Origin of the sequence: Marinobacter subterrani, assembly GCF_001045555.1 — a bacterium.
Classification (GTDB): domain Bacteria; phylum Pseudomonadota; class Gammaproteobacteria; order Pseudomonadales; family Oleiphilaceae; genus Marinobacter; species Marinobacter subterrani.
Window position 1 is genome coordinate 627271 of record NZ_LFBU01000001.1, and the last position, 19086, is coordinate 646356.

The 19086-nt window shown below is 59.5% G+C and carries 13 protein-coding genes; 4 read left to right on the forward strand and 9 right to left on the reverse strand.

Annotated features, from left to right (window positions below; all coding sequences use genetic code 11):
- Positions 1 to 30: 30 nt before the first annotated feature.
- The 6 genes from glgP (msub_RS02930) to glgC all read right to left on the reverse strand — a co-directional run bounded on the left by glgP (msub_RS02930) (position 31) and on the right by glgC (position 8331).
- Complete coding sequence (gene glgP / locus msub_RS02930; RefSeq protein ID WP_048494624.1) at positions 31 to 2559, reverse strand: alpha-glucan family phosphorylase; 2529 nt, start codon at positions 2557 to 2559, stop codon at positions 31 to 33.
- A gap of 30 nt (positions 2560 to 2589) precedes the next feature.
- Positions 2590 to 3360, reverse strand: coding sequence for an SDR family NAD(P)-dependent oxidoreductase (locus msub_RS02935; protein ID WP_048496950.1), 771 nt, complete (start codon positions 3358 to 3360; stop codon positions 2590 to 2592).
- A 20-nt stretch (positions 3361 to 3380) separates the two neighbouring features.
- Positions 3381 to 3740 (reverse strand): PilZ domain-containing protein, encoded by a 360-nt coding sequence (locus tag msub_RS02940; RefSeq protein WP_048496951.1) that lies wholly within the window; start codon positions 3738 to 3740, stop codon positions 3381 to 3383.
- 106 nt (positions 3741 to 3846) lie between these two features.
- Positions 3847 to 5352, reverse strand: coding sequence for a 4-alpha-glucanotransferase (gene malQ, locus msub_RS02945; RefSeq protein WP_048494625.1), 1506 nt, complete (start codon positions 5350 to 5352; stop codon positions 3847 to 3849).
- Positions 5349 to 7076 (reverse strand): glycoside hydrolase family 57 protein, encoded by a 1728-nt coding sequence (locus tag msub_RS02950; RefSeq protein WP_048494626.1) that lies wholly within the window; start codon positions 7074 to 7076, stop codon positions 5349 to 5351. The genes malQ and msub_RS02950 overlap by 4 nt, the downstream gene beginning before the upstream one ends.
- A complete protein-coding gene (gene glgC, locus msub_RS02955; protein ID WP_048494627.1) occupies positions 7066 to 8331 on the reverse strand; it encodes a glucose-1-phosphate adenylyltransferase in 1266 nt (421 codons plus the stop codon). The genes msub_RS02950 and glgC overlap by 11 nt, the downstream gene beginning before the upstream one ends.
- Before the next feature lie 206 nt (positions 8332 to 8537).
- Between glgC and glgB the strand changes: the two genes are divergently transcribed.
- The 3 genes from glgB to glgP (msub_RS02970) are packed head-to-tail and all read left to right on the forward strand — an operon-like array spanning position 8538 to position 14469.
- The gene (gene glgB / locus msub_RS02960; protein WP_048494628.1) at positions 8538 to 10424 is read left to right on the forward strand and encodes a 1,4-alpha-glucan branching protein GlgB; all 1887 of its coding nucleotides are present in this window, start codon (positions 8538 to 8540) and stop codon (positions 10422 to 10424) included.
- On the forward strand, positions 10421 to 11884 hold the full coding sequence (glgA, locus tag msub_RS02965; protein ID WP_048494629.1) for a glycogen synthase GlgA: 1464 nt from the start codon (positions 10421 to 10423) through the stop codon (positions 11882 to 11884). The genes glgB and glgA overlap by 4 nt, the downstream gene beginning before the upstream one ends.
- A 32-nt stretch (positions 11885 to 11916) precedes the next feature.
- On the forward strand, positions 11917 to 14469 hold the full coding sequence (glgP, locus tag msub_RS02970) for an alpha-glucan family phosphorylase (RefSeq protein ID WP_048494630.1): 2553 nt from the start codon (positions 11917 to 11919) through the stop codon (positions 14467 to 14469).
- 18 nt (positions 14470 to 14487) lie between these two features.
- Here glgP (msub_RS02970) and msub_RS02975 read toward each other — a convergent pair whose 3' ends face one another.
- Together msub_RS02975 and msub_RS02980 are read right to left on the reverse strand one after the other, a co-directional pair.
- Positions 14488 to 15147 carry an alpha/beta hydrolase gene (locus msub_RS02975; protein WP_048494631.1) on the reverse strand — a complete coding sequence of 220 codons (660 nt, stop codon included), beginning with the start codon at positions 15145 to 15147 and terminating at the stop codon, positions 14488 to 14490.
- A 37-nt stretch (positions 15148 to 15184) separates the two neighbouring features.
- Positions 15185 to 16381: a 1-acyl-sn-glycerol-3-phosphate acyltransferase gene (locus msub_RS02980; protein WP_048494632.1), complete on the reverse strand. Its 1197-nt coding sequence runs from the start codon at positions 16379 to 16381 to the stop codon at positions 15185 to 15187.
- Between the two features lie 220 nt (positions 16382 to 16601).
- Here msub_RS02980 and recQ point away from each other — a divergent pair, with 220 nt between their 5' ends.
- Positions 16602 to 18470, forward strand: a complete 1869-nt coding sequence (recQ, locus tag msub_RS02985; RefSeq protein WP_048494633.1) for a DNA helicase RecQ — start codon at positions 16602 to 16604, stop codon at positions 18468 to 18470.
- A gap of 3 nt (positions 18471 to 18473) precedes the next feature.
- Here the strand turns inward: recQ and msub_RS02990 are convergent, their stop codons facing one another.
- Positions 18474 to 19028 (reverse strand): PaaI family thioesterase, encoded by a 555-nt coding sequence (locus msub_RS02990; protein ID WP_048494634.1) that lies wholly within the window; start codon positions 19026 to 19028, stop codon positions 18474 to 18476.
- Positions 19029 to 19086 lie beyond the last annotated feature (58 nt).

Consider the following 19086-nt stretch of genomic DNA (forward strand, 5'->3'; position numbering starts at 1 on the left):
ATGCGCCGTTAAGTGCTCCGGGCGGCTCCGTTAACGAAGCCAGAGCACGGCGGGGTTCTCGAGGGGAAGGTTCAGGCGCTCATCGCGTACCCGCAAGCGCGGGGTATAGTGGCCGGCCGGCCGAGGAGGCACCGAACACTCATACAGGAAACTGTGCGCCGAGCCACTGAGCGGGTGCTGCATCGCCATGGGAGTTACTGTTCTGGGTCCCTGTTCAGACGCTTCTGCCACCAGTTCCACCGCAATGCGCTGCTCGTCGATACCGTCCAGGTACACTTCCACACTGAAGGTCTGGCGGCCTTCCGACTGGCTGGCATTGAACGCGCTGAAGCGCAGGCGTGGCCAGTGCTTCCGAATCTCCTGGTACTGGGTGAGGATTTCCGCGGCGGTCGCGGGGCTTCGTGCCTTGCCCTGCTCCACCATGGGCAGATAGAACCGGTCCACGTATTCCCGAACCATGCGGTTGGCAGAATAGACGGCTGTTAGTTGGTCCATACTGGCCCGGATTCTCTGCAGCCATCGCCGGGGAACGCCCTGCTGATCAACGTCATAGAAGCCCGGGATGACTTGCTGTTCCAGCAAATCAAACAGTTCCCGGGCGTCGGCAAGATCATCCTCGCTAGAGCTATGCAAATCCTCAAACACCGCACCCGGGTGGATCGCCCAGCCGACGTCGCGGTTCCAGGCTTCCGCCCACCAGCCGTCGTATTGCGACAGGTTCAGGCCGCCATTGACCAGCACTTTCATGCCACTGGTACCGCAGGCTTCCCAGGGGTGCCGGGGGCAGTTCAGCCACACATCCACGCCCTGTATCAACTGGTTGGCGACGCCCAGATCGTAATCTTCAATGAACACGACTTTGCCTTCCACATCCGGGCGCTGGGCAAAGGCCTTCCATCGCCGGATGATGTCTTTACCCCGGCGGTCATAGGGGTGGGCCTTGCCGGCAAGCACAATCTGCAATGGGCGGTCCCGGCTCGCCAGCAGCCTGATCAGCCGCTCCGGGTCTTTCAGCAGCAGGTCTGGCCGCTTGTAGTCGGTAAAGCGTCGGGCAAAGCCGAGCGTAAGTGTTTCATTATCCAGTAACAGCCCGCAGGCGGCGGCACGGTTGCTGGCCGGGTTCTGTTCGCAGTGCTGGCTTGAAAGCCGCCGCCGGAGGTAGCTCACCAGCCGCTTTCGCTGCAGCCGCCTCATCTCCCACAGTTCTTCGTCGGAAATTGCCGTCATCGGGCAAGACACCTGCAACGGCCGCCGCCACCGGTCCTGGCCACAGGCCCGGGTCCAGATGGCATCAGATTCCGGGGAGTCCCAACTGGGCGTATGCACGCCGTTGGTCACATAGTCCGCCGGAATATCGTCTGCCGGCCAGCGGGGGAAAAACGGCTGGAAAATGGTTTGGGTAACTTTCTGGTGGATTCGGCTGACTCCGTTGATCCGGCCGCTCATGTTCAGCGCAAGCAACGCCATGTTCAGGCCCTGGTCACCGGCGTCATTGCCGGCGGAGGGATGCTCGCTGCCAAGATCGATCAGTTGCCCCGCACTCAGGCCCCGGTTTTCCAGCCAGGGCGCGAGGTAAAGCCGGAGGAGTGGGCCGGAAAAGTGATCAAATCCGGCAGCAACCGATGTGTGGGTGGTAAAAAGGTTGGTTGCCCGGGTTGCGGTTCGGGCCGTCTGAAAGTCGCTATTATGGTCTTCCTGCCAACTGAACGCACGCTCAACCAGCGCCAGCGCACAGTGCCCTTCGTTGAGATGGCACAGGCTGGGCCGCCGGCCCAGTTGCCTTAGCAGGCGCCAGCCACCAATTCCCAACACCATTTCCTGCTGGAGGCGCTTCTCCGGGTCACCGGTGTACAGCTCGCTGGTGATGCCCCGGTCGCCGGGCTCATTCCTGGGGTCATTGCTATCGAGCAGCAACAATTCGCAGCGTCCCACCTGGGCCTTCCAGGCTCGCAGGCGAACGTGGCGGCCCGGAAAGGGTACCACCACCCTCACCCACTGGTCGTCGCTGTCCCGGAGCGGTGAAATCGGCAGCATGGTCGGGTCGTTGTAAGGGTAGAACTCCAGTTGCTCGCCATCGGTACTGATGGCCTGGCGGAAATACCCCTGCTGGTACAGCAATCCCACCGCGGTAACGGGCAGCCCAAGATCACTGGCAGCCTTGAGATAATCTCCGGCAAGAACGCCCAGCCCGCCACTGTAGAGTGGCAGGGATTCACTGAGCCCGTACTCCATGCAGAAATACGCAATGCCTTCACCAAGATTGCTTGCGCACTCGTCGGAATACCAGGTGTCGGCATGAACGAATCTGTGGTGGGCAGCGAGCTGTTCCAGGTAACGCTGCTGAAACGAGGGATCCTGCGCCAGATCTTCCAGCCTGTCGCCAGACACACTGTTCAATACCAGCCAGGCGTTACCGGTTGCCTCCCAGGTTTCCTCGTCGAGTGCGCGCCACAGTTCGTCGCTGCCATGGTGCCAGGTCCACCGCAGGTCCAATGCCAGCTCAAACAATCCGTTCAGCGATTCGGGCAAGGACCGCGGAGTACAGGCAGCCAGGGTCAAGAGGTCTCTCCGGTCAGGTCAGTGCAAAGATCAGTGAGCGGTGTAGCCGCCATCAATCACCAATTCGCTGCCGGTCATGAATTTGGACTCTTCCGAGGCCAGATACACGGCACCCCAGGCAATGTCGTCGGGTTCACCCATATGGCCCACCGGGTGCAACGCGGCGGTTGCCTGCTTTGCTGCTTCAAGGTCCTGGCCGGTGGTTTTCAGGTGCCCCTCCACCATGGGTGTCCAGATAAACCCCGGATGGATGGAGTTAACCCGGATGTTCTCGGTGGCATAGACCATCGCATCGGTTTTGGTCATCAGCCGCACTGCGCCCTTGGAGGCGTGGTAAGGCGGTACATCGGGAGCACCAACAAGGCCATAAATGGACGAAAGGTTGATTATGCTGCCCACACGGGCTTTCTTCATGTGCGGAATGGCGTGCTTGGTGCAGAAGAACACACCCTTCACATTGACATTCTGCACCCGGTCCCACTCCTCCTCGGTCAGTTCATGAGTCGGCTTGTTGGGGCCGGAAATGCCGGCATTGTTGACCAGTACGGTCAGGCTGCCGAAGGTGTCGGCAACCTGGTCCAAAACCTGTTTGACCTCCTGTTCCTTGCTCACGTCGCAGTGCCAGTAGCCGGCTTTCAAGCCACGATCGGTCAACTGGCTGGCCAGGGCATTGCCTTCTCTATCCTGGCAGTCGAGGATGGCAACAGCCGCACCCTCCTCCGCCATACGGGTAACCGTGGCGGCTCCAATTCCGACCGAACCACCGGTGACAACGGCCACCTTACCTTTGAGTCGTTCCATGGCGATCATTCCCTGAAGTCTTAGTAGGCTTTCCGGCGAACCGGAAAATAGGCCATCGGCATGTGGTGTTTCTTGAGCCACTGCATCAATGAGGAGATTGTAAAGCCGTCGTTCTCAACCCCTTCGAAATCGACGCCGAGCCCGTTGTCGGATTTCCGGACAACGTGGGCCTTCAGCCTCCGAAACTGTTTTTCCTGTTTGTCAGGAAAGCGGAATTCGAGCTCTACCGTCTGGTTTAACTGGACATCTGTGTAGTCTGTGGCGATAAACAGGCCGCGCTTTGAAGCGTCGCGTATCTGGCCGGTTGCGACGGGCATGCCGCGCTTGTACACCAGTAGACCAAGCTTTCCATGCACCCGTTTACTGAGTCTGTGTTCCATAATTCCTCCCTGCGACTCGTCAAGAACGTCAATTGTTGAAACTGCCTGTGTTTTATAGCGAAGTCTCGATGACGCCTTTTTGATGCTGATCAAAAAACGATCACTCTCACGGCCGGCGTCCATGTTGCCGTACTGATTCAGAGATTCTGTATGACAGGCCTTTGGACAAAAGATTCCAGTCCAGTTGCCACACCCAGTTGTTCACCACCGTGCCGGGGGTATTGAACCTGGCCTCGGTTCCCAGCCCCAGAAAATCCTGCATCGGGACGATAGCCAGCGAACAGGCAGACCGGAAAGCAGCGTCGATCACCGGCCACGGCATGCCATCACCTGATGTGCCAAGGTATTCGTTAACATTTCGCCGGGTATGATCGTCCAGGCTCCGGTACCAGCCGAGCGTGGTGTCGTTGTCGTGGGTGCCCGTGTAGACAAGATCCCGTGCATGATGATTATGTAACAGGTGCGGGTTGTCCGGGCTGCCGTCAAAACCGAATTGCATGACTGTCATCCCGGGCAAATGGAACCGTTTGCGCAGTTCCTCCACATCGACGCTGATAATGCCCAGGTTTTCGGCAACCAGTGGCAGGTCCGGAAACCGGTTGAAACAGGCCTCCAGAAAGCGATCGCCCGGGCCGGCTACCCAATAGCCGTACCTGGGTTCCGGTGTCTGTGCTGGAATTTCCCAGTAGGCCTGGAGGCCTCGGAAGTGATCTATGCGGATCAGGTCAAACAGGTGGCGCTGGCTCTCGAGCCGTTCCAGCCACCATTGATAGCCCTCGCCGGCCATGGCCTCCCAATTGTAGAGCGGGTTGCCCCAGTGCTGGCCATTGGGAGAGAAATAATCCGGCGGCACGCCGGCCACCACGGTCGACTCTCCGCGCTCGTCGAGCTTGAACAGGTGCCGGTTGGCCCAGACATCGGCGCTATCGTGAGCCACGAAAATGGGAATATCACCAAACAATAGAACGCCCCTGGCCCGGGCATATTCCCGAAGGTGATGCCACTGTTGCTGGAACACAAATTGCTCGAACCGGATACGGCCGAGGCGCTCCTGATTCTGGTCCATAAAGTCCCTGAGTGCGCCGCTGTCCCGATCTCTCAAGGATTCGGGCCATTGCAGCCAGCCCGGAACGGCCTGCACTTCCCGGATTGCACAGAACAGGCAGAAATCATCCAGCCAGTAATCGTTGGCTTCCCGGAAGCGCTGGAAGCCAGCCTGGTCGGGGCTGTTGGAACCTTGCCCGTCCTGGTTGAAGAACCGCTTTGCCGCCAGGGCAAACGAATCTTCACGTTGCTTTGTCGCCTCCGTGGCGTTTGTGCCGGGCTCCGCCAACTCTGCTTCGGTCAGCAGGCCTGATACCACAAGCTCGAACAGGTCAATGAACTCTGGATTGCCGGCATGGGCGCTGAGCGACTGGTAGGGCGAAAGATCCCGGTGCGTTGGCCCGATGGGCAGCGTCTGCCAGACACTCAGGCCGCTGTCGGCCAGAAAATCTACAAATTTGCGGGCACTTGCACCAAGTACGCCCCAAGGGCCTGGCAGGCAAGTCGGATGCAAAAGCGCACCGGCGCGACGGGTGCTGAACAGGTCATTGGTGCTGCCAACCGTCATACTGGCTTATCCACTTCATGCCCCGGCCGCATCGCTCCTCCCCGGGCCGGTTCGCCACTGCCCTGGCTCAACTGGTGGAATACCGATGGCGGGGCGGGATATCCGATCATTTCATACAGATTCACCAGATGCCGGCGGTACAGGTGCTCGAAATCGCTGACGATCTGGGCCGGGTTGTAATCACCGAACCACCAGAACCAGTCAGAACCCTCACAGACCGCCAACTGTTTCCTGGCGGATTCTTTTTGTTCGGCACTGAGGTTGCCGTTACCCATGACCCGGTCATAGTGAACTTTTGCCTCGCAGAGCAGATCCCAGGCGCGATTCTTGTCCGGGTCACCAATCCAGGTGGAAAAGGTGCCATAGATCCAGCTTCCGGCCACCAGATGCGGCAAATGCACCGGCGCGGCAACCGGCTGGCTGACCAGGTCGGCGTAGGTGGTCAGTTTCAGCTTCGGATGGTGCGCGAGCACTGTGTAGAGTTCATCCAGAAAGTGAAAACCGTTCTCCGGGTAGTATTCCCAGGCGTTCTCGCCATCCATGATCACGGAAATAACGGGCCGGGAGGCGCCCCTGGCCTGGCCGGCGATGTTCTCCATGTGATGGACCAGGTCCCCTACCGCGTCTTTGGCGTGCCAATCGGCGTAGGTGAACCCGATAAGATCGGACAGGCCATCGTCCCGGAAGAAAACGGATACCGGGGAATCACCAAAGGTGTAGGGCTGATGGTTGCCGGAATCCGGCAGTTCCGGATTGTCTTCCCGCGCCCGGTTCAGGCTGTTGTGAATCACCGAATCCCCGCTGGCCGTCCACTGGAACCCGTGTTCATTGAGTAAAGCCAGTGTGGCCTGGCTAAGGCCGCCCTCGGACGCCCAGCAACCGGCGGGTGCAATGCCAAAAAAACGCTGGAAAACCGCTTTTGCCTCCTGCAGTTGCCAGCTCGCCTGCTCGCTGCCACCGGGGTACACACGGTGGGCGGGCAGGATTATCTCCGGCATGGCCTCACGGGCGGATTCGAGTTCCAGAAGCAAGGGCAGCATGGCGTGGGTATAGGGGCTCACGGAGAGCTCAACCTGGCCTATCTGGGCCAGATGCCGGTATCTCGGCCCGATTCCGGAGAGCACATCGAAAATCACGTTCAGCAGGGCCCGCCGGTCGTCCGTGGAAAAGTTATACGCTTTCTCCTGAAGGCTCTGGATGCAGTTGTTTTCACGGCGTATGGATTCGCCCATCCAGCCCAGGTGATACCACACCAGAAGGTCCGACAGGAATCGGCTGGAGATATACCGCTGCAGCTCGGGCTTCTTGCGGTAGACATCGGCAAGCTCGGCCAGCCGGGCATAGGCCGGGTAGCGTTTGATAATGCGATCGGGGTTGGCCCTCAGGGATTTCTCCATCAGGCCAAGAAATGCCGGCGTGCCGGTCTCCGGCAATTCTTCTGCCACCAGCGCTGCGAGCAGCGGGTCGCCAATGTCCCCGGCGCCGTGGCGCCAGCGCTCAATCTGCACCAGATAGGTTTCAATCTGCTCAAGCAGAATAGGGGCAAAGTTGACCACTGCCCTCGCCTGCGGCTCATGTTCCAGATGCGCCGCCATGTCGCTGTAATCCTTGATGGTGTGCAGATACACCCAGGGAAACAGGAACTGCCCGGTGCGCATGTCCTCGTAGGAGGGCTGGTGCATGTGCCAGCAAATCACCACAGGGGTTTTGATGTCAGAGGCCATGGGGATAATCCTGACCGAGCATCTCGGGCGTGATCAGTACAATCCCTTTGGGGGAAACATGGAACTGTTTGCGGTCTTCCACGGCGTCAAAACCGATGCGTGTCCCTTCCGGAATTCGACATCCACGGTCAATCAGGGCATTACGGATGTGACAGTGGCGGCCAATATCGACATCCGGGTAGATAACCGAATCCGAGATTTCACTGAAAGAATGCACCCTGACCTGCGAAAACAGAAGGGAATGTTTAACCATTGCGCCAGAGACAATACAGCCCCCGGCGACCATGGAATCAACGGCCGCCCCCCGGCGATTGTCATCATCGAAGATGAACTTGGCCGGTGGTAACTGCTCCTGGTAAGTCCAGATAGGCCAGTGCGAATCGTAAAGATTCAGTTCAGGACTGATGCCAATCAACTCAAGATTGGCCTGCCAGAGGGCATCAACCGTACCGACATCCCGCCAGTAGGCAGGTTTGTTGTTGACCGGGTCCCGGAACGGGAAAGCCACAACCCGCAAACGCTGGATCACGGACGGGATAATGTCCTTGCCGAAGTCATGGGAAGAACCACCCTCCATGGTTTGGTCGCGCATGAGCTCATCAAACAGAACCCGGGTGCTGAACACGTAAATGCCCATGGATGCCAGCGCCTTGCCGGGCTGGCCGGGCATGGGCTTGGGCTGCTCCGGCTTCTCCACGAATTCGGTGACGTTCAGCTCGTCATCGACCGACATGACGCCGAACGCCGACGCCTCCTCAATCGGCACCTCAATGCAACCCACCGTGATATCGGCGTCGGCTTCTACATGGGCCGCCAGCATGGTGCCATAGTCCATCTTGTAGATGTGGTCGCCGGCCAGGATCAGCACGTATTCCGGCTTGTGGCTGCGGATGATGTCGAGATTCTGCAGAACGGCATCCGCCGTACCCTCGTACCAGGACGTCTCTATGCGCTGCTGGGCCGGCAACAGCTCGACAAATTCATCCAGTTCACCACGAAGAAACCCCCAGCCCCGCTGAATGTGCCGGATCAGGGAATGGGACTTGTACTGGGTGATAACACCCACCTGCCCGATGCCGGAATTGATGCAGTTTGACAGCGGGAAGTCGATGATCCGGAACTTTCCACCAAAGGGAACTGCCGGTTTGGCCCGCCAGTTGGTAAGACCATGGAGGCGGGAGCCTCTTCCTCCGGCAAGTACCAACGCAAGAGTCTGACGGGTAAGACGACTGACGAATCGCTTGGCCGTTTGCATATCTGCTTCCCTGAAGAGAACCTGTCCCTGTGGCCGGCTGATCAACCGAACGGGTTTGCCACGTTTTTGACGTCTACGACTATATTAGAACACTAGCACGGAATTATGACGTAAACTTGTTTCGGGTCATTTTTTACCCAGGCCTCTTGGCGTCCAATGCAGTGACGCCCAATGGAAGCTACACCTGGTCAGGAATTGCACGGTCTATGGACAGTCCAACGCTCAGCGAGTTCGACCTCCACCTCTTTGCCGAAGGCAGGCATTGGCACATTTATAATGTATTGGGCGCTCACGTCTGCCGAAACCGGAGAGTCGAGGGTGTTCGGTTTGCGGTCTGGGCGCCCCACGCGAAAGCAGTGAGCGTGGTCGGTGAATTCAATCAGTGGAACGCCGGCAGCCACAGCATGGCGCTGCACGAAGGCATGGGCGTGTGGTCGTGCTTCGTGCCGGGCATCGGCACCGGCACCCTCTACAAGTTTTCCATCACCACGGACAAGGGCCGCCAGCTTCTGAAAACCGACCCCTATGGCCAGGCCTTTGAGTTAAGGCCCGCCACCGCCGCCATAGTCACGGAGCGCGGCCACTATGGCTGGAGCGATGGCGACTGGATCGCCCGACGCGGACGCTGGAACTGGCAGAACGCCCCCATTTCCATCTACGAGGTGCACGCCGCGTCCTGGCGCCACCATGGCTCAGGGCGTTGGCTCACCTATCGGGAACTTGCCGAGCAGTTGATTCCCTATGTGCTTGAGCTGGGCTTCACCCATATCGAGTTATTGCCGGTCACCGAGCACCCGCTGGATGAGTCCTGGGGCTACCAGACCACCGGCTACTATGCGCCAACCAGCCGCTTCGGCTCACCGGACGATCTGCGCTTTCTGGTAGACCAGTGTCACCAGCACAACATTGGTGTGATTCTGGACTGGGTTCCGGGGCACTTTCCAACCGATGAACATGCCCTCGCCCGTTTTGATGGCAGTGCCCTGTACGAACATGAAGACCCCCGCAAGGGACAACACCAGGACTGGGGCACCCTGATCTACAACTATGGCCGGCACGAAGTCCGCAATTTCCTGATCGGCAGCGCCCTGTTCTGGCTCGATGCCTTCCACATTGACGGTTTGCGCGTGGATGCCGTCGCCTCGATGCTGTATCTGAATTATTCCCGCAAGGCAGGCGAGTGGTTGCCCAATGTTCATGGCGGCCATGAGAACCTGGAAGCCATCGATTTTCTCAGGGAACTGAACCGCGTGTGCCAGAGCCGTTTCCCGGGAACGCTGGTGTGCGCCGAGGAATCAACCTCCTGGCCCCGGGTTACCCGCCCGCCGGAAATTGGTGGCCTCGGCTTCAACCTCAAGTGGAACATGGGCTGGATGCACGACACCCTGGACTATCTCCGGCAAGACCCCGTGTACCGGCCCTATCACCATGAAAAGCTGACCTTCGGCCTGATCTACGCGTTTACCGAGAATTTTCTGTTACCCCTGTCTCACGATGAAGTGGTGCACGGCAAGGGCAGCCTGATCAACAAGATGGCCGGAGACGAATGGCAGCAGCGGGCCTCGCTCAGATTGCTGCTCACCTACATGTACGGCTATCCCGGTGCCAAGCTGCTGTTCATGGGTGGCGAGTTCGGCCAGCGCCGGGAGTGGAGTGAATCACGGGAACTGGACTGGTCGCTGCTGGCCCTTCCTGAGCATCAGGGTCTCAAGCGCCTGGTACAGGACCTCAACGGCCTCTACCGCCGGGAAGTCTCCCTGCATGGTGCGAGTTTCCGGCCCGAGGGGTTTGAATGGATTGACTGTCACGACTCGTCCCAGTCGGTGATCAGTTTCGTGCGCACCGCCGGGGGCGAAACCTCGGTAATTGTGGTCAATTTCACCCCGGTACCCCGGCACCACTACCGCATCGGCCTGCCTGAAGGCGGCACCTGGCGGGAAATTTTCAACTCGGACTCGGACTATTATGGCGGCAGTAATCTCGGCAATCCCTACCCCATAGCCGCAGACGGGCAGGCCTGGATGAACCGCAACTGGTCGCTGGAACTGACGCTGCCGCCGCTGGGCGCAATCATCCTGAGGCCGGCGCTATGATCCGGGTTCTGTTCGCCACCAGCGAAGTGTATCCGCTGGTGAAAACCGGCGGCCTTGCCGATGTATCCGCCAGCCTTCCGGAAGCCCTTTGCCGGCTGGAATACGATGTCCAGATTCTGCTGCCGGGTTACCCGGATGCGCTGAAGGCCGCCAGAAAAGCCGGCTCCCGGAGAAAGTCCCGGTTCCAGGTCGGGCAATACAGCGTCAGCCTCTGGCAGACACGACTCCCGGGTACGGCGGTGACGCTCTGGCTAGTGGACTGCCCCCCGCTGTTCGACCGGCCCGGAAACCCCTACAAGAACGAGGAAGGTCAGGACTGGTGGGATAACGCCCATCGGTTCGAACTGTTTGCCAGGGTCGGCGCGATGATGGCCACCGGCGAAGCCGGGATCACCTGGCAGCCGGACCTGGTTCACTGCAATGACTGGCAGACCGGCCTTCTTCCGGTCTTCCTGGAACCTTATCAGGATCGGCCGGGCACCGTTTTCACCATCCACAATCTTGCCTATCAGGGCGTTTTCTCCCACGAAACCTTCCGGGCCCTGGGCTTGCCGGATTCGCTCTGGCGACTGGAACAGTTGGAATTCTACGGCCAGCTATCCTTCATCAAGGGCGGGCTGGTGTTCAGTGATCGCATCACGACCGTCAGCCCCGGTTACGCCCGGGAGATCCAGAGCCCGGAATTCGGCTGTGGTCTCGATGGCCTGCTGCGCTACCGCCAGTCGGTGCTCACCGGAATCCTCAACGGCATTGATTCCCGGGTCTGGAACCCCGAAACGGACCCGGAGCTGGCGTTCCATTACGGGCGCGATCACCTGAAGAACAAGGCCCAATGCAAAGCCCGGTTGCAGCAGGAGCTTGGCCTTGAGGTCAACGGCGACCCGTTGCTTGGCTTTATCGGCCGGCTGGTGGAACAGAAAGGCGTGGACTGGCTTATTACCGTGATGCCGGAACTGCTCCAGCGGGGTTGCCAGTTCGTGATCCTGGGCTCTGGCGAGGCCCGCTTTGAGGAGCCGCTGAAATTGCTGGCGCGACAATGGCCCGGGAAAATGTCATTGACTCTTGGTTATAACGAGGGGCTGTCCCACCGCATCACCGCCGGTTGCGACCTGTTCCTGATGCCTTCCCGTTTCGAGCCTTGCGGCCTTAACCAGATGTATAGCCTGCGTTATGGCACCCTGCCGGTGGTGCACGGGGTTGGCGGCCTGTCAGACACGGTGAATGATCCGCTGGAGGTCGGAGTTGACAGGGCCAACGGCTTCCGCTTCGGCGAACCGAATGCACCAGCGCTGCTGGCGGCGATAGACCGGGCGCTCAAGGGGCTCGGCAAGCGCAAACAGTGGCGCCGGTTACAGAGCAACGGCATGGCGATCGACTATTCCTGGAATCAGCGAGCCCGTGACTATGGCGATCTGTACCAGAGCATTCTCAAAGAACGTCACTATCAACTGCAGGATTAGGGCGAGCGCGTACCCGCCTGGGGGCAACCGACATGCATAACGCAACCGAATTCCGACTTGAGGCCCACCCCTTTATTCCCGAGGCTCTGGAGCGTCTTGACGAGCTGGCCCATGATTTGTTTTACAGCTGGGATCACGGGGTTCGCAGCCTGTTTGCCCGGATAGACCTGCGCCTATGGCAGAAAGTCGAGCATAATCCCAAGCTGTTTCTCCGGCGCGTTGCCCAGGATCGGCTCGACGAAGCGGCCGAGGACCGGGCCTTCCTGGCCGAATACCGCCGGGTATTGAGCAGCTACGACACCTATCTGGAAGTAGGCCCGGGCCCGGAGGTCACCGAGCTTCTGGACCCGGAAAACACTCTGGTGGCCTATTTCTGTGCCGAGTTCGGCTTCCACGAGAGCTTTCCGATTTACTCGGGAGGGCTGGGCATTCTGGCGGGAGATCACTGCAAGGCAGCCAGCGACCTGGCCCTGCCTTTCGTCGCGGTTGGCCTGCTTTACCAGCAGGGGTACTTCATCCAGAGTATCGATGCCCTGGGCCAGCAGATCGCCCGGTACAAGTCCCACTCCAGCGATGAGCTACCGATAACCCCGGTGGAGAAAGACGGCGAATTGCTCAAGGTGTCGGTGCCCTTCCCAGGCCGGGCGGTGGTGGCAAGGGTCTGGGAAGCACGGGTCGGGCATATCCGTTTGTATCTGCTGGACAGCCACACCGAGGAAAACAGCCCGGAAGACCAGAACCTCACCCTGCAACTATACGGCGGCGACGAGTCCACCCGTATCAGCCAGGAGATGCTTTTGGGCATTGGCGGCACCCGGGTTCTGGAGGCCTTGGGCCTGACACCAACGGCGTGGCACATCAACGAGGGCCATGCCGCGTTCCAGATTCTGGAGCGCTGCCGGCGCACCATGGCCGCCGGGCTGAGCTTCGAGGCCTCGCTTGAAGCGGTGGCCGGGGCCACCCTGTTTACCACCCACACGCCCGTTGCGGCGGGCCACGACATCTTCCCCCGGGATCTTGTCCAGCATGCCCTTGGCAATTACCTGGAAGAGTCCGGGCTGGACTTCGAAGCGGTGTTTGCCCTCGGTGCCAAAGATGGCGGTGACACCTTCAACATGACCAGCCTCGGTCTGCGGGGCTCGCGCTTTCATAATGGGGTCAGCCGCATTCACGGCGGTGTGGCCTCCCACATGGAAGGCGATATCTGGCCGCAGGTTCCGGCGGAGGAGAATCCGGTCGGTTACATCACCAATGGTGTCCATGTTCCCACCTTCCTTGCGCCGGAATGGTCGAGCCTGTTCGATATTCAGGCCCCTACCTGGAAAAGTGAGCTGAGAAATCCGGATTTCTGGGAATTCATCGACCGGATTCCGGATTATCATTACTGGAGTGTGCACAAGGCGCTCAAGGAGCAGATGGGCGAATACATTGTTCGCCGACTCAGGCGCCAGCACAAACGCAACGGTACCGGGCACTCGGTGACCGACAGGATGACCCGGCAGTTGGTCTCCCCGGAAAAAGACACCCTGGTGATCGGCTTTGCCCGCCGCTTTGCCACCTACAAACGGGCCACGCTGATTTTTTCCGATCTGGAGCGGCTGGAAGGTATTCTTACCAACTCTGACCGGCCGGTGGTGTTGGTTTTTGCCGGCAAAGCCCACCCGAAGGACAGACCCGGCCAGCAGTTGATCAAGGTGATCCATGATCTTTCCATGCATCCAGCCCTGATGGGGCACCTGATTCTGCTTGAGGATTACGACCAGGCCATGGCCCGTCGCCTGCTGAGCGGTGTTGATGTCTGGCTGAATACCCCGGAATACCCCAAGGAAGCCAGCGGAACGTCCGGCGAAAAGGCGGCACTCAACGGCGCATTGAACCTCAGTGTGCTTGATGGCTGGTGGGGAGAGGGCTACGACGGCACCAATGGCTGGGCAATTCCGCCCCGGGATACCGGGCTGGACCCCGAATTCCGCAATGAGGAGGAAGCCCGCGATCTGCTGGACCTGCTGGAGTTCGAGGTGGTTCCGCTGTATTACGAACGGGCCTCCCAGGGCTTCTCGCAAGGCTGGGTGGAGCGCTCCAAGGCCTCCATGAAAACCATAACGCCGCGGTTCAACAGCCAGCGTATGGTGATGGATTACGTCACCCACTATTACCAGCCAGCATCAAGCCAGGGCGCCCGGCTGATGGCGGATGGCGGCGAAATGGCGTCTGTATTGGCAGACTGGAAAGCCCGGGTTCGGGCAGCCTGGCCAGGTGTTCAATTGCAGGTGGTCGGCTGTGTGGAATGCCGCTGCCCCCATGACGGCACCGTAGAGCTTCGGGTCGAGGCGCTGCTCAATGGTCTGAGCGCCGACGATGTGCGGGTGGAGTGCCTGGTTACCCCGGAGTGTACCGGAACCCACAAGAGCCCCGGGCCAGGCAGTTTCTTTCTGGAAAAAGAAAGTGAAACGGATGGCAGAACGGTATTTGCCACCCGGGTCCAACCGCCCTACCCCGGGCTGCAGACCCTCAGGCTACGGATGTATCCGTACCATGAGGCATTAACCCACCCGCTCGAAATGGGTGCCATGCTGTGGGTCTGAGCGCCGGCAGGGCGACCTTCAAAGCACGTGGCGGCGGATAAAGCGGCCAATATCCAGCACCTCTTCAAGGCACACGCTGTGCTCCATGGGGAAGGTCTGGTACGAGGGGTCATAACCCATACTCTTGAGGGTTTCTACGCTGCGCACACCCAGAGATTCCGGCACTACCGGATCAAACGTGCCGTGGTAAACACTGATCGGAATGCCAGCACTGGCTTCCGAGCGCTGAATGGACTCCGCCGTGGCGAAATAGGTCGATAACGCGAGAAGGCCACCCAGGCGTTCCGGGTAGCTGAGGCCCAGCTCATAGGCAACCGCCCCACCCTGGGAGAAGCCGGCGATGATAATCCGGCTGGCGGGAATGCCCTTTTCGATTTCCCGGTCCACCAGTTTGCCGACAGCCCTGGCCGAGGCCATCAACTGCTCGGTATCCACCACCCGGTCGATGTCCATCGCCCTGATGTCGTACCAGGCCGGCATGGTCATCCCGCCATTGATGGTGACCGGCAGATTGGGCGCATGGGGAAAGATAAACCGAACCGCGGCATCGTCCGGCAGGCCAAGTTCCGGCACAACCGGTTCGAAATCATGGCCACTGGCCCCCAGGCCGTGGAGCCAGATAACGGCCGCCCTCGGGTTTTCTCCGGTTTCGAGTTCAATATACTGAAGATCCTGCACTGGGCTACCTCTTGTCATCAAAAAATAGAAGGCCGGTTTACCTGGAACCCTCGGTCTTTTCCGCGTTCGCTTCAAGGGCTGTCACTACCGGATTGGCATACATGTCCAGCAGATAGGGCCGGATAGCCGGGTCACAGGCATCGAGCCGACGCTCCATTTCCGCTTCTGCGGCAGCCATCTCCGCCGGCGACCAGGTTTCGGCGGTTACCACGGCATCGCTGACAGTCTCCTGGGAGGCGTGGGCGTCGGGATGGATGCCCCGCTGCTGGTACGCCACCAGGTTTGACGCATGCAGGTGATAGTTGGCATGCATCTCCCGATCGATCTGCGCCGCCAGATCCTTCGCGTTGCCCGGTGAATCCTGGATAGGAGCGCCAAAGTGCACATGTACGTGGCCCTTGAAGCCGGTCAGGCCCTTCATGATCTGGTCGGTATCCTCGCCTTCCCGCTTGATGTACTCGCCAGTGCGGGCCCGGGTTTCAAGTTCCCGGGCCTTGTCGGCGTCACAGGGGTCATACTCGTAGGCGATTGAAACAGGCACGATGTGCAGCCGGTTCATGGCCTCGGCAAAATTGAGCCCACTTTTTTTGCAGCTCATGTAGAACATCTTGATGATCGCCGGATCGGTGAAATCAAGACCGTCCTTGGCGCGCCCCTCGCGCTGGGCGATCCAGATGCTGTGGTTGGTATCAATGCTGTGATTGATAAAGCCGGACAGCGTTATGTAGGCGTCCCGCATTTCCCGGGGGCTGGTCATGTTCCGCCGAACCACGAAGCTCTTGTTCAGACGCATCATTTCGGCAAATACGCGGTTGGCGAGCAGATTGTCGCCAATGGCGATCCGGGTGGTATGGAACCCGTTCTGGAATAGCAGGTAGTTCACCACCATCGGATCAAACACGATATCGCGGTGGTTGGAGATAAACAGATGGGCGCTCTGCTTGCTGAGGTTTTCCAGACCACTGGTGGTGACCCGGGTAGTGGTATTGTCGACAAGATCGCCGACGTACCCGGAAAGCCCTGCCTGCAGGTCATCAATCCGACTGAAGTTGCCGAAATGACCGAGCAGCCAGCGCCGGACAAAAACCCGCAACATGGCCGGTACCCAGCGGGCCAGTGTCGGCGACTTGAAGCGACCGACCATATCCAGAAATTCCTGATCGTTGACCAGGCGGTGAATAGCAGCGCCGGTTTCTTCGTCCGAATAGGGACGGATGGCATCAAATTCCTGCATGGAAGCCCTGTTATTATCAGTGTCTGTCACGGTCTGGCGTGAGCCGGTGGTTCAAAAACGCGGTATTGTAGCGTTTCTTCCACTCGTTTGCCTCCATCCGGCATCGGCCGGGTTTGCTGGCCAATCGCCAGGGTTAATCTGGTATCATTTGCCACCGCTCCGGACAGGGCATTTCATCCGCATCAAAACGCCGGCTTCTGGCCAATCAAACGGTTAACCTATGCATCTTGATCAGGACTTCGAACAGCTTTCCACCGAACGCCCCACCACGTCCGGCACAAGTCCGGAGCAGGTTCTGCACGAAGTCTTTGGCTACGAAACCTTCCGGCCGTTGCAGGGTGACATTATCCGGGAAGTTTCGGAGGGCCGTGACGCCCTCGTCCTGATGCCCACCGGGGGCGGTAAATCCCTGTGTTACCAGGTGCCGGCCCTTGTAAGGCCGGGAACCGCAATCGTCATTTCTCCGCTGATTGCCCTGATGCAGGATCAGGTGGCTGCGCTCAAAGAACTGGGGGTAAAAGCCGCGTTCCTGAATTCCACCATGGACTTCGAGCAGGCCCGCGCCACCGAGTATGCGCTGATGACCGGCGAGCTGGATCTGCTGTATTGCGCCCCGGAGCGGCTCATCCAGCCACGGACGATCGAGTTGCTGCACAACGCCTCCATCTCTCTGTTTGCCATAGACGAAGCCCATTGCGTTTCCCAGTGGGGCCACGACTTCCGGTCGGATTATTTGCAACTGAGCATGCTGGCCGAGGCATTCCCGGGCATACCGCGAATTGCCCTGACCGCCACCGCCGATGAGCGTACCCGGAAGGAAATCGCAGAGCGGTTGTCACTGACCACCGCCAGACACTTCGTCAGCGGGTTTGATCGCCCGAACATTCAATATCGTATTGCGCCAAAGACTAATGCAAACAGCCAGTTGCTGAGCTTTATTAAAGCGGAACACGAAGGTGACTGCGGTATCGTCTACTGCCTTTCGCGCAACAAGGTGGATGCCACCGCCCGGACTCTGGCCCAGAAGGGGTATACCGCGCTGCCCTACCACGCCGGGCTGTCCTCGGAACAACGGGCGCATCACCAGGAGCGTTTCCTGCGCGAAGACGGAGTGATTATCGTCGCCACGATTGCCTTTGGCATGGGCATCGACAAACCCGACGTGCGCTTTGTTGCCCATCTGGATCTGCCCAAAAGCCTTGAGGCCTATTACCAGGAAACCGGGCGCGCCGGGCGGGACGGCAAACCGTCCACCGCCTGGATGGTGTATGGCCTGGAGGACGTGATCAAGCTGCGCCAGATGCTTGAAGGCTCCCAGGGCAACGACCACTTCAAACGGGTTGAACGGCAGAAGCTGGATGCCATGCTGGGGCTTTGCGAGGTCACCAGTTGCCGGCGCCAGGTGCTGCTGCGGTACTTCGGTGACGAGCTGGATGAACCTTGCGGCAACTGCGATACCTGCCTGACACCCCCGGAAACCTGGGATGGCACCGTCGCCGTCCAGAAGGCCCTTTCCTGCGTGTTCCGCACCGGCCAGCGCTTTGGCGTGACCTACCTGATTGATGTGCTGAGAGGCTCGGAAAACGAACGTATTCTGCAGTCCGGGCACCATCAGGTTTCAACCTATGGCATCGGAACCGAACTCAGCGCCAACGAATGGAAATCGGTGTTCCGGCAACTGGTCGCCAACGGTTACCTCCGCGCGGATCCGGACGGGTACGGCGCCCTGCAACTGACCGAACAGTGCCGGCCATTACTGAAAGGCGAGCAGACGATTGAGCTGCGCAAGGATCCGGTGGTGAAAAAGCAGGCCACCCGCTCCTCGGGCGGCCGCTCAGGCACCCCCGTGAAAGACCAGATTACCGACCAGGCCGGCTGGGAGGCCCTGCGCGCCTGCCGCAAGGCTTTGGCCGACAAGCAGGGTGTGCCTCCCTACGTGATCTTCCACGACACCACCCTGTTCGACATGCTCGAGCGCAAGCCGAGGACCCTGGAGGAACTGGGCGACGTCAGCGGCGTGGGTGCCGCCAAACTGGAGAAGTACGGCGAGATTTTCCTGGCAACCCTTGCAGGACTGGACCAGGCCTGAGGCTCAGTCGTCTGCCTTGAAGCCTTTCTTTCTCACCCGGTAATGTGCGATGGAGGTGGCAACGTGATTACCGTCCTGGTCCGTCAGTTTGCCTTCCAGAGTGAATTTCGCCCGGCCGGTTTCATCGGCATCGGCAAGAATGGCCGCAACTGTCTCGGGCGACAGTGAAAACTCCACCGTCACATCGGAATTGGCCGGCTGCAGGAACTGCAGGGTCATTTCCTTGAGAATCGGCGTATAGGCCGGCCCCAGATCGAACAATGTGAGCACACCACCGGGAATCTCGGCAACCAGAAAATAGGCGCCCGCATAGAGACTGCCAAAGTGATTCTTGTTGCCCTTCAGGCGAATTCTGGCCCGCACATACCCTGGCCGCACTTCCTCCACGCTGAAACCATTCCGGGGCGCAAAGGGTATGGAAAGCCCGATGATCCGGTTAACCGCCGCGTACCCACCGGTTTTCCTGAGCCAGGCCATTGGGCTGCCCAGGGTCGCTTTCGGGTCGGTACTGGCCACCCATTTGCCGGTGGCGCCGATAAGGTTGTCGATAAGCGTCATAAGTGTTTTTCCCTGTTCAAACGACACGGATAATTGCAACGCCTCTCGCTGATCGCAA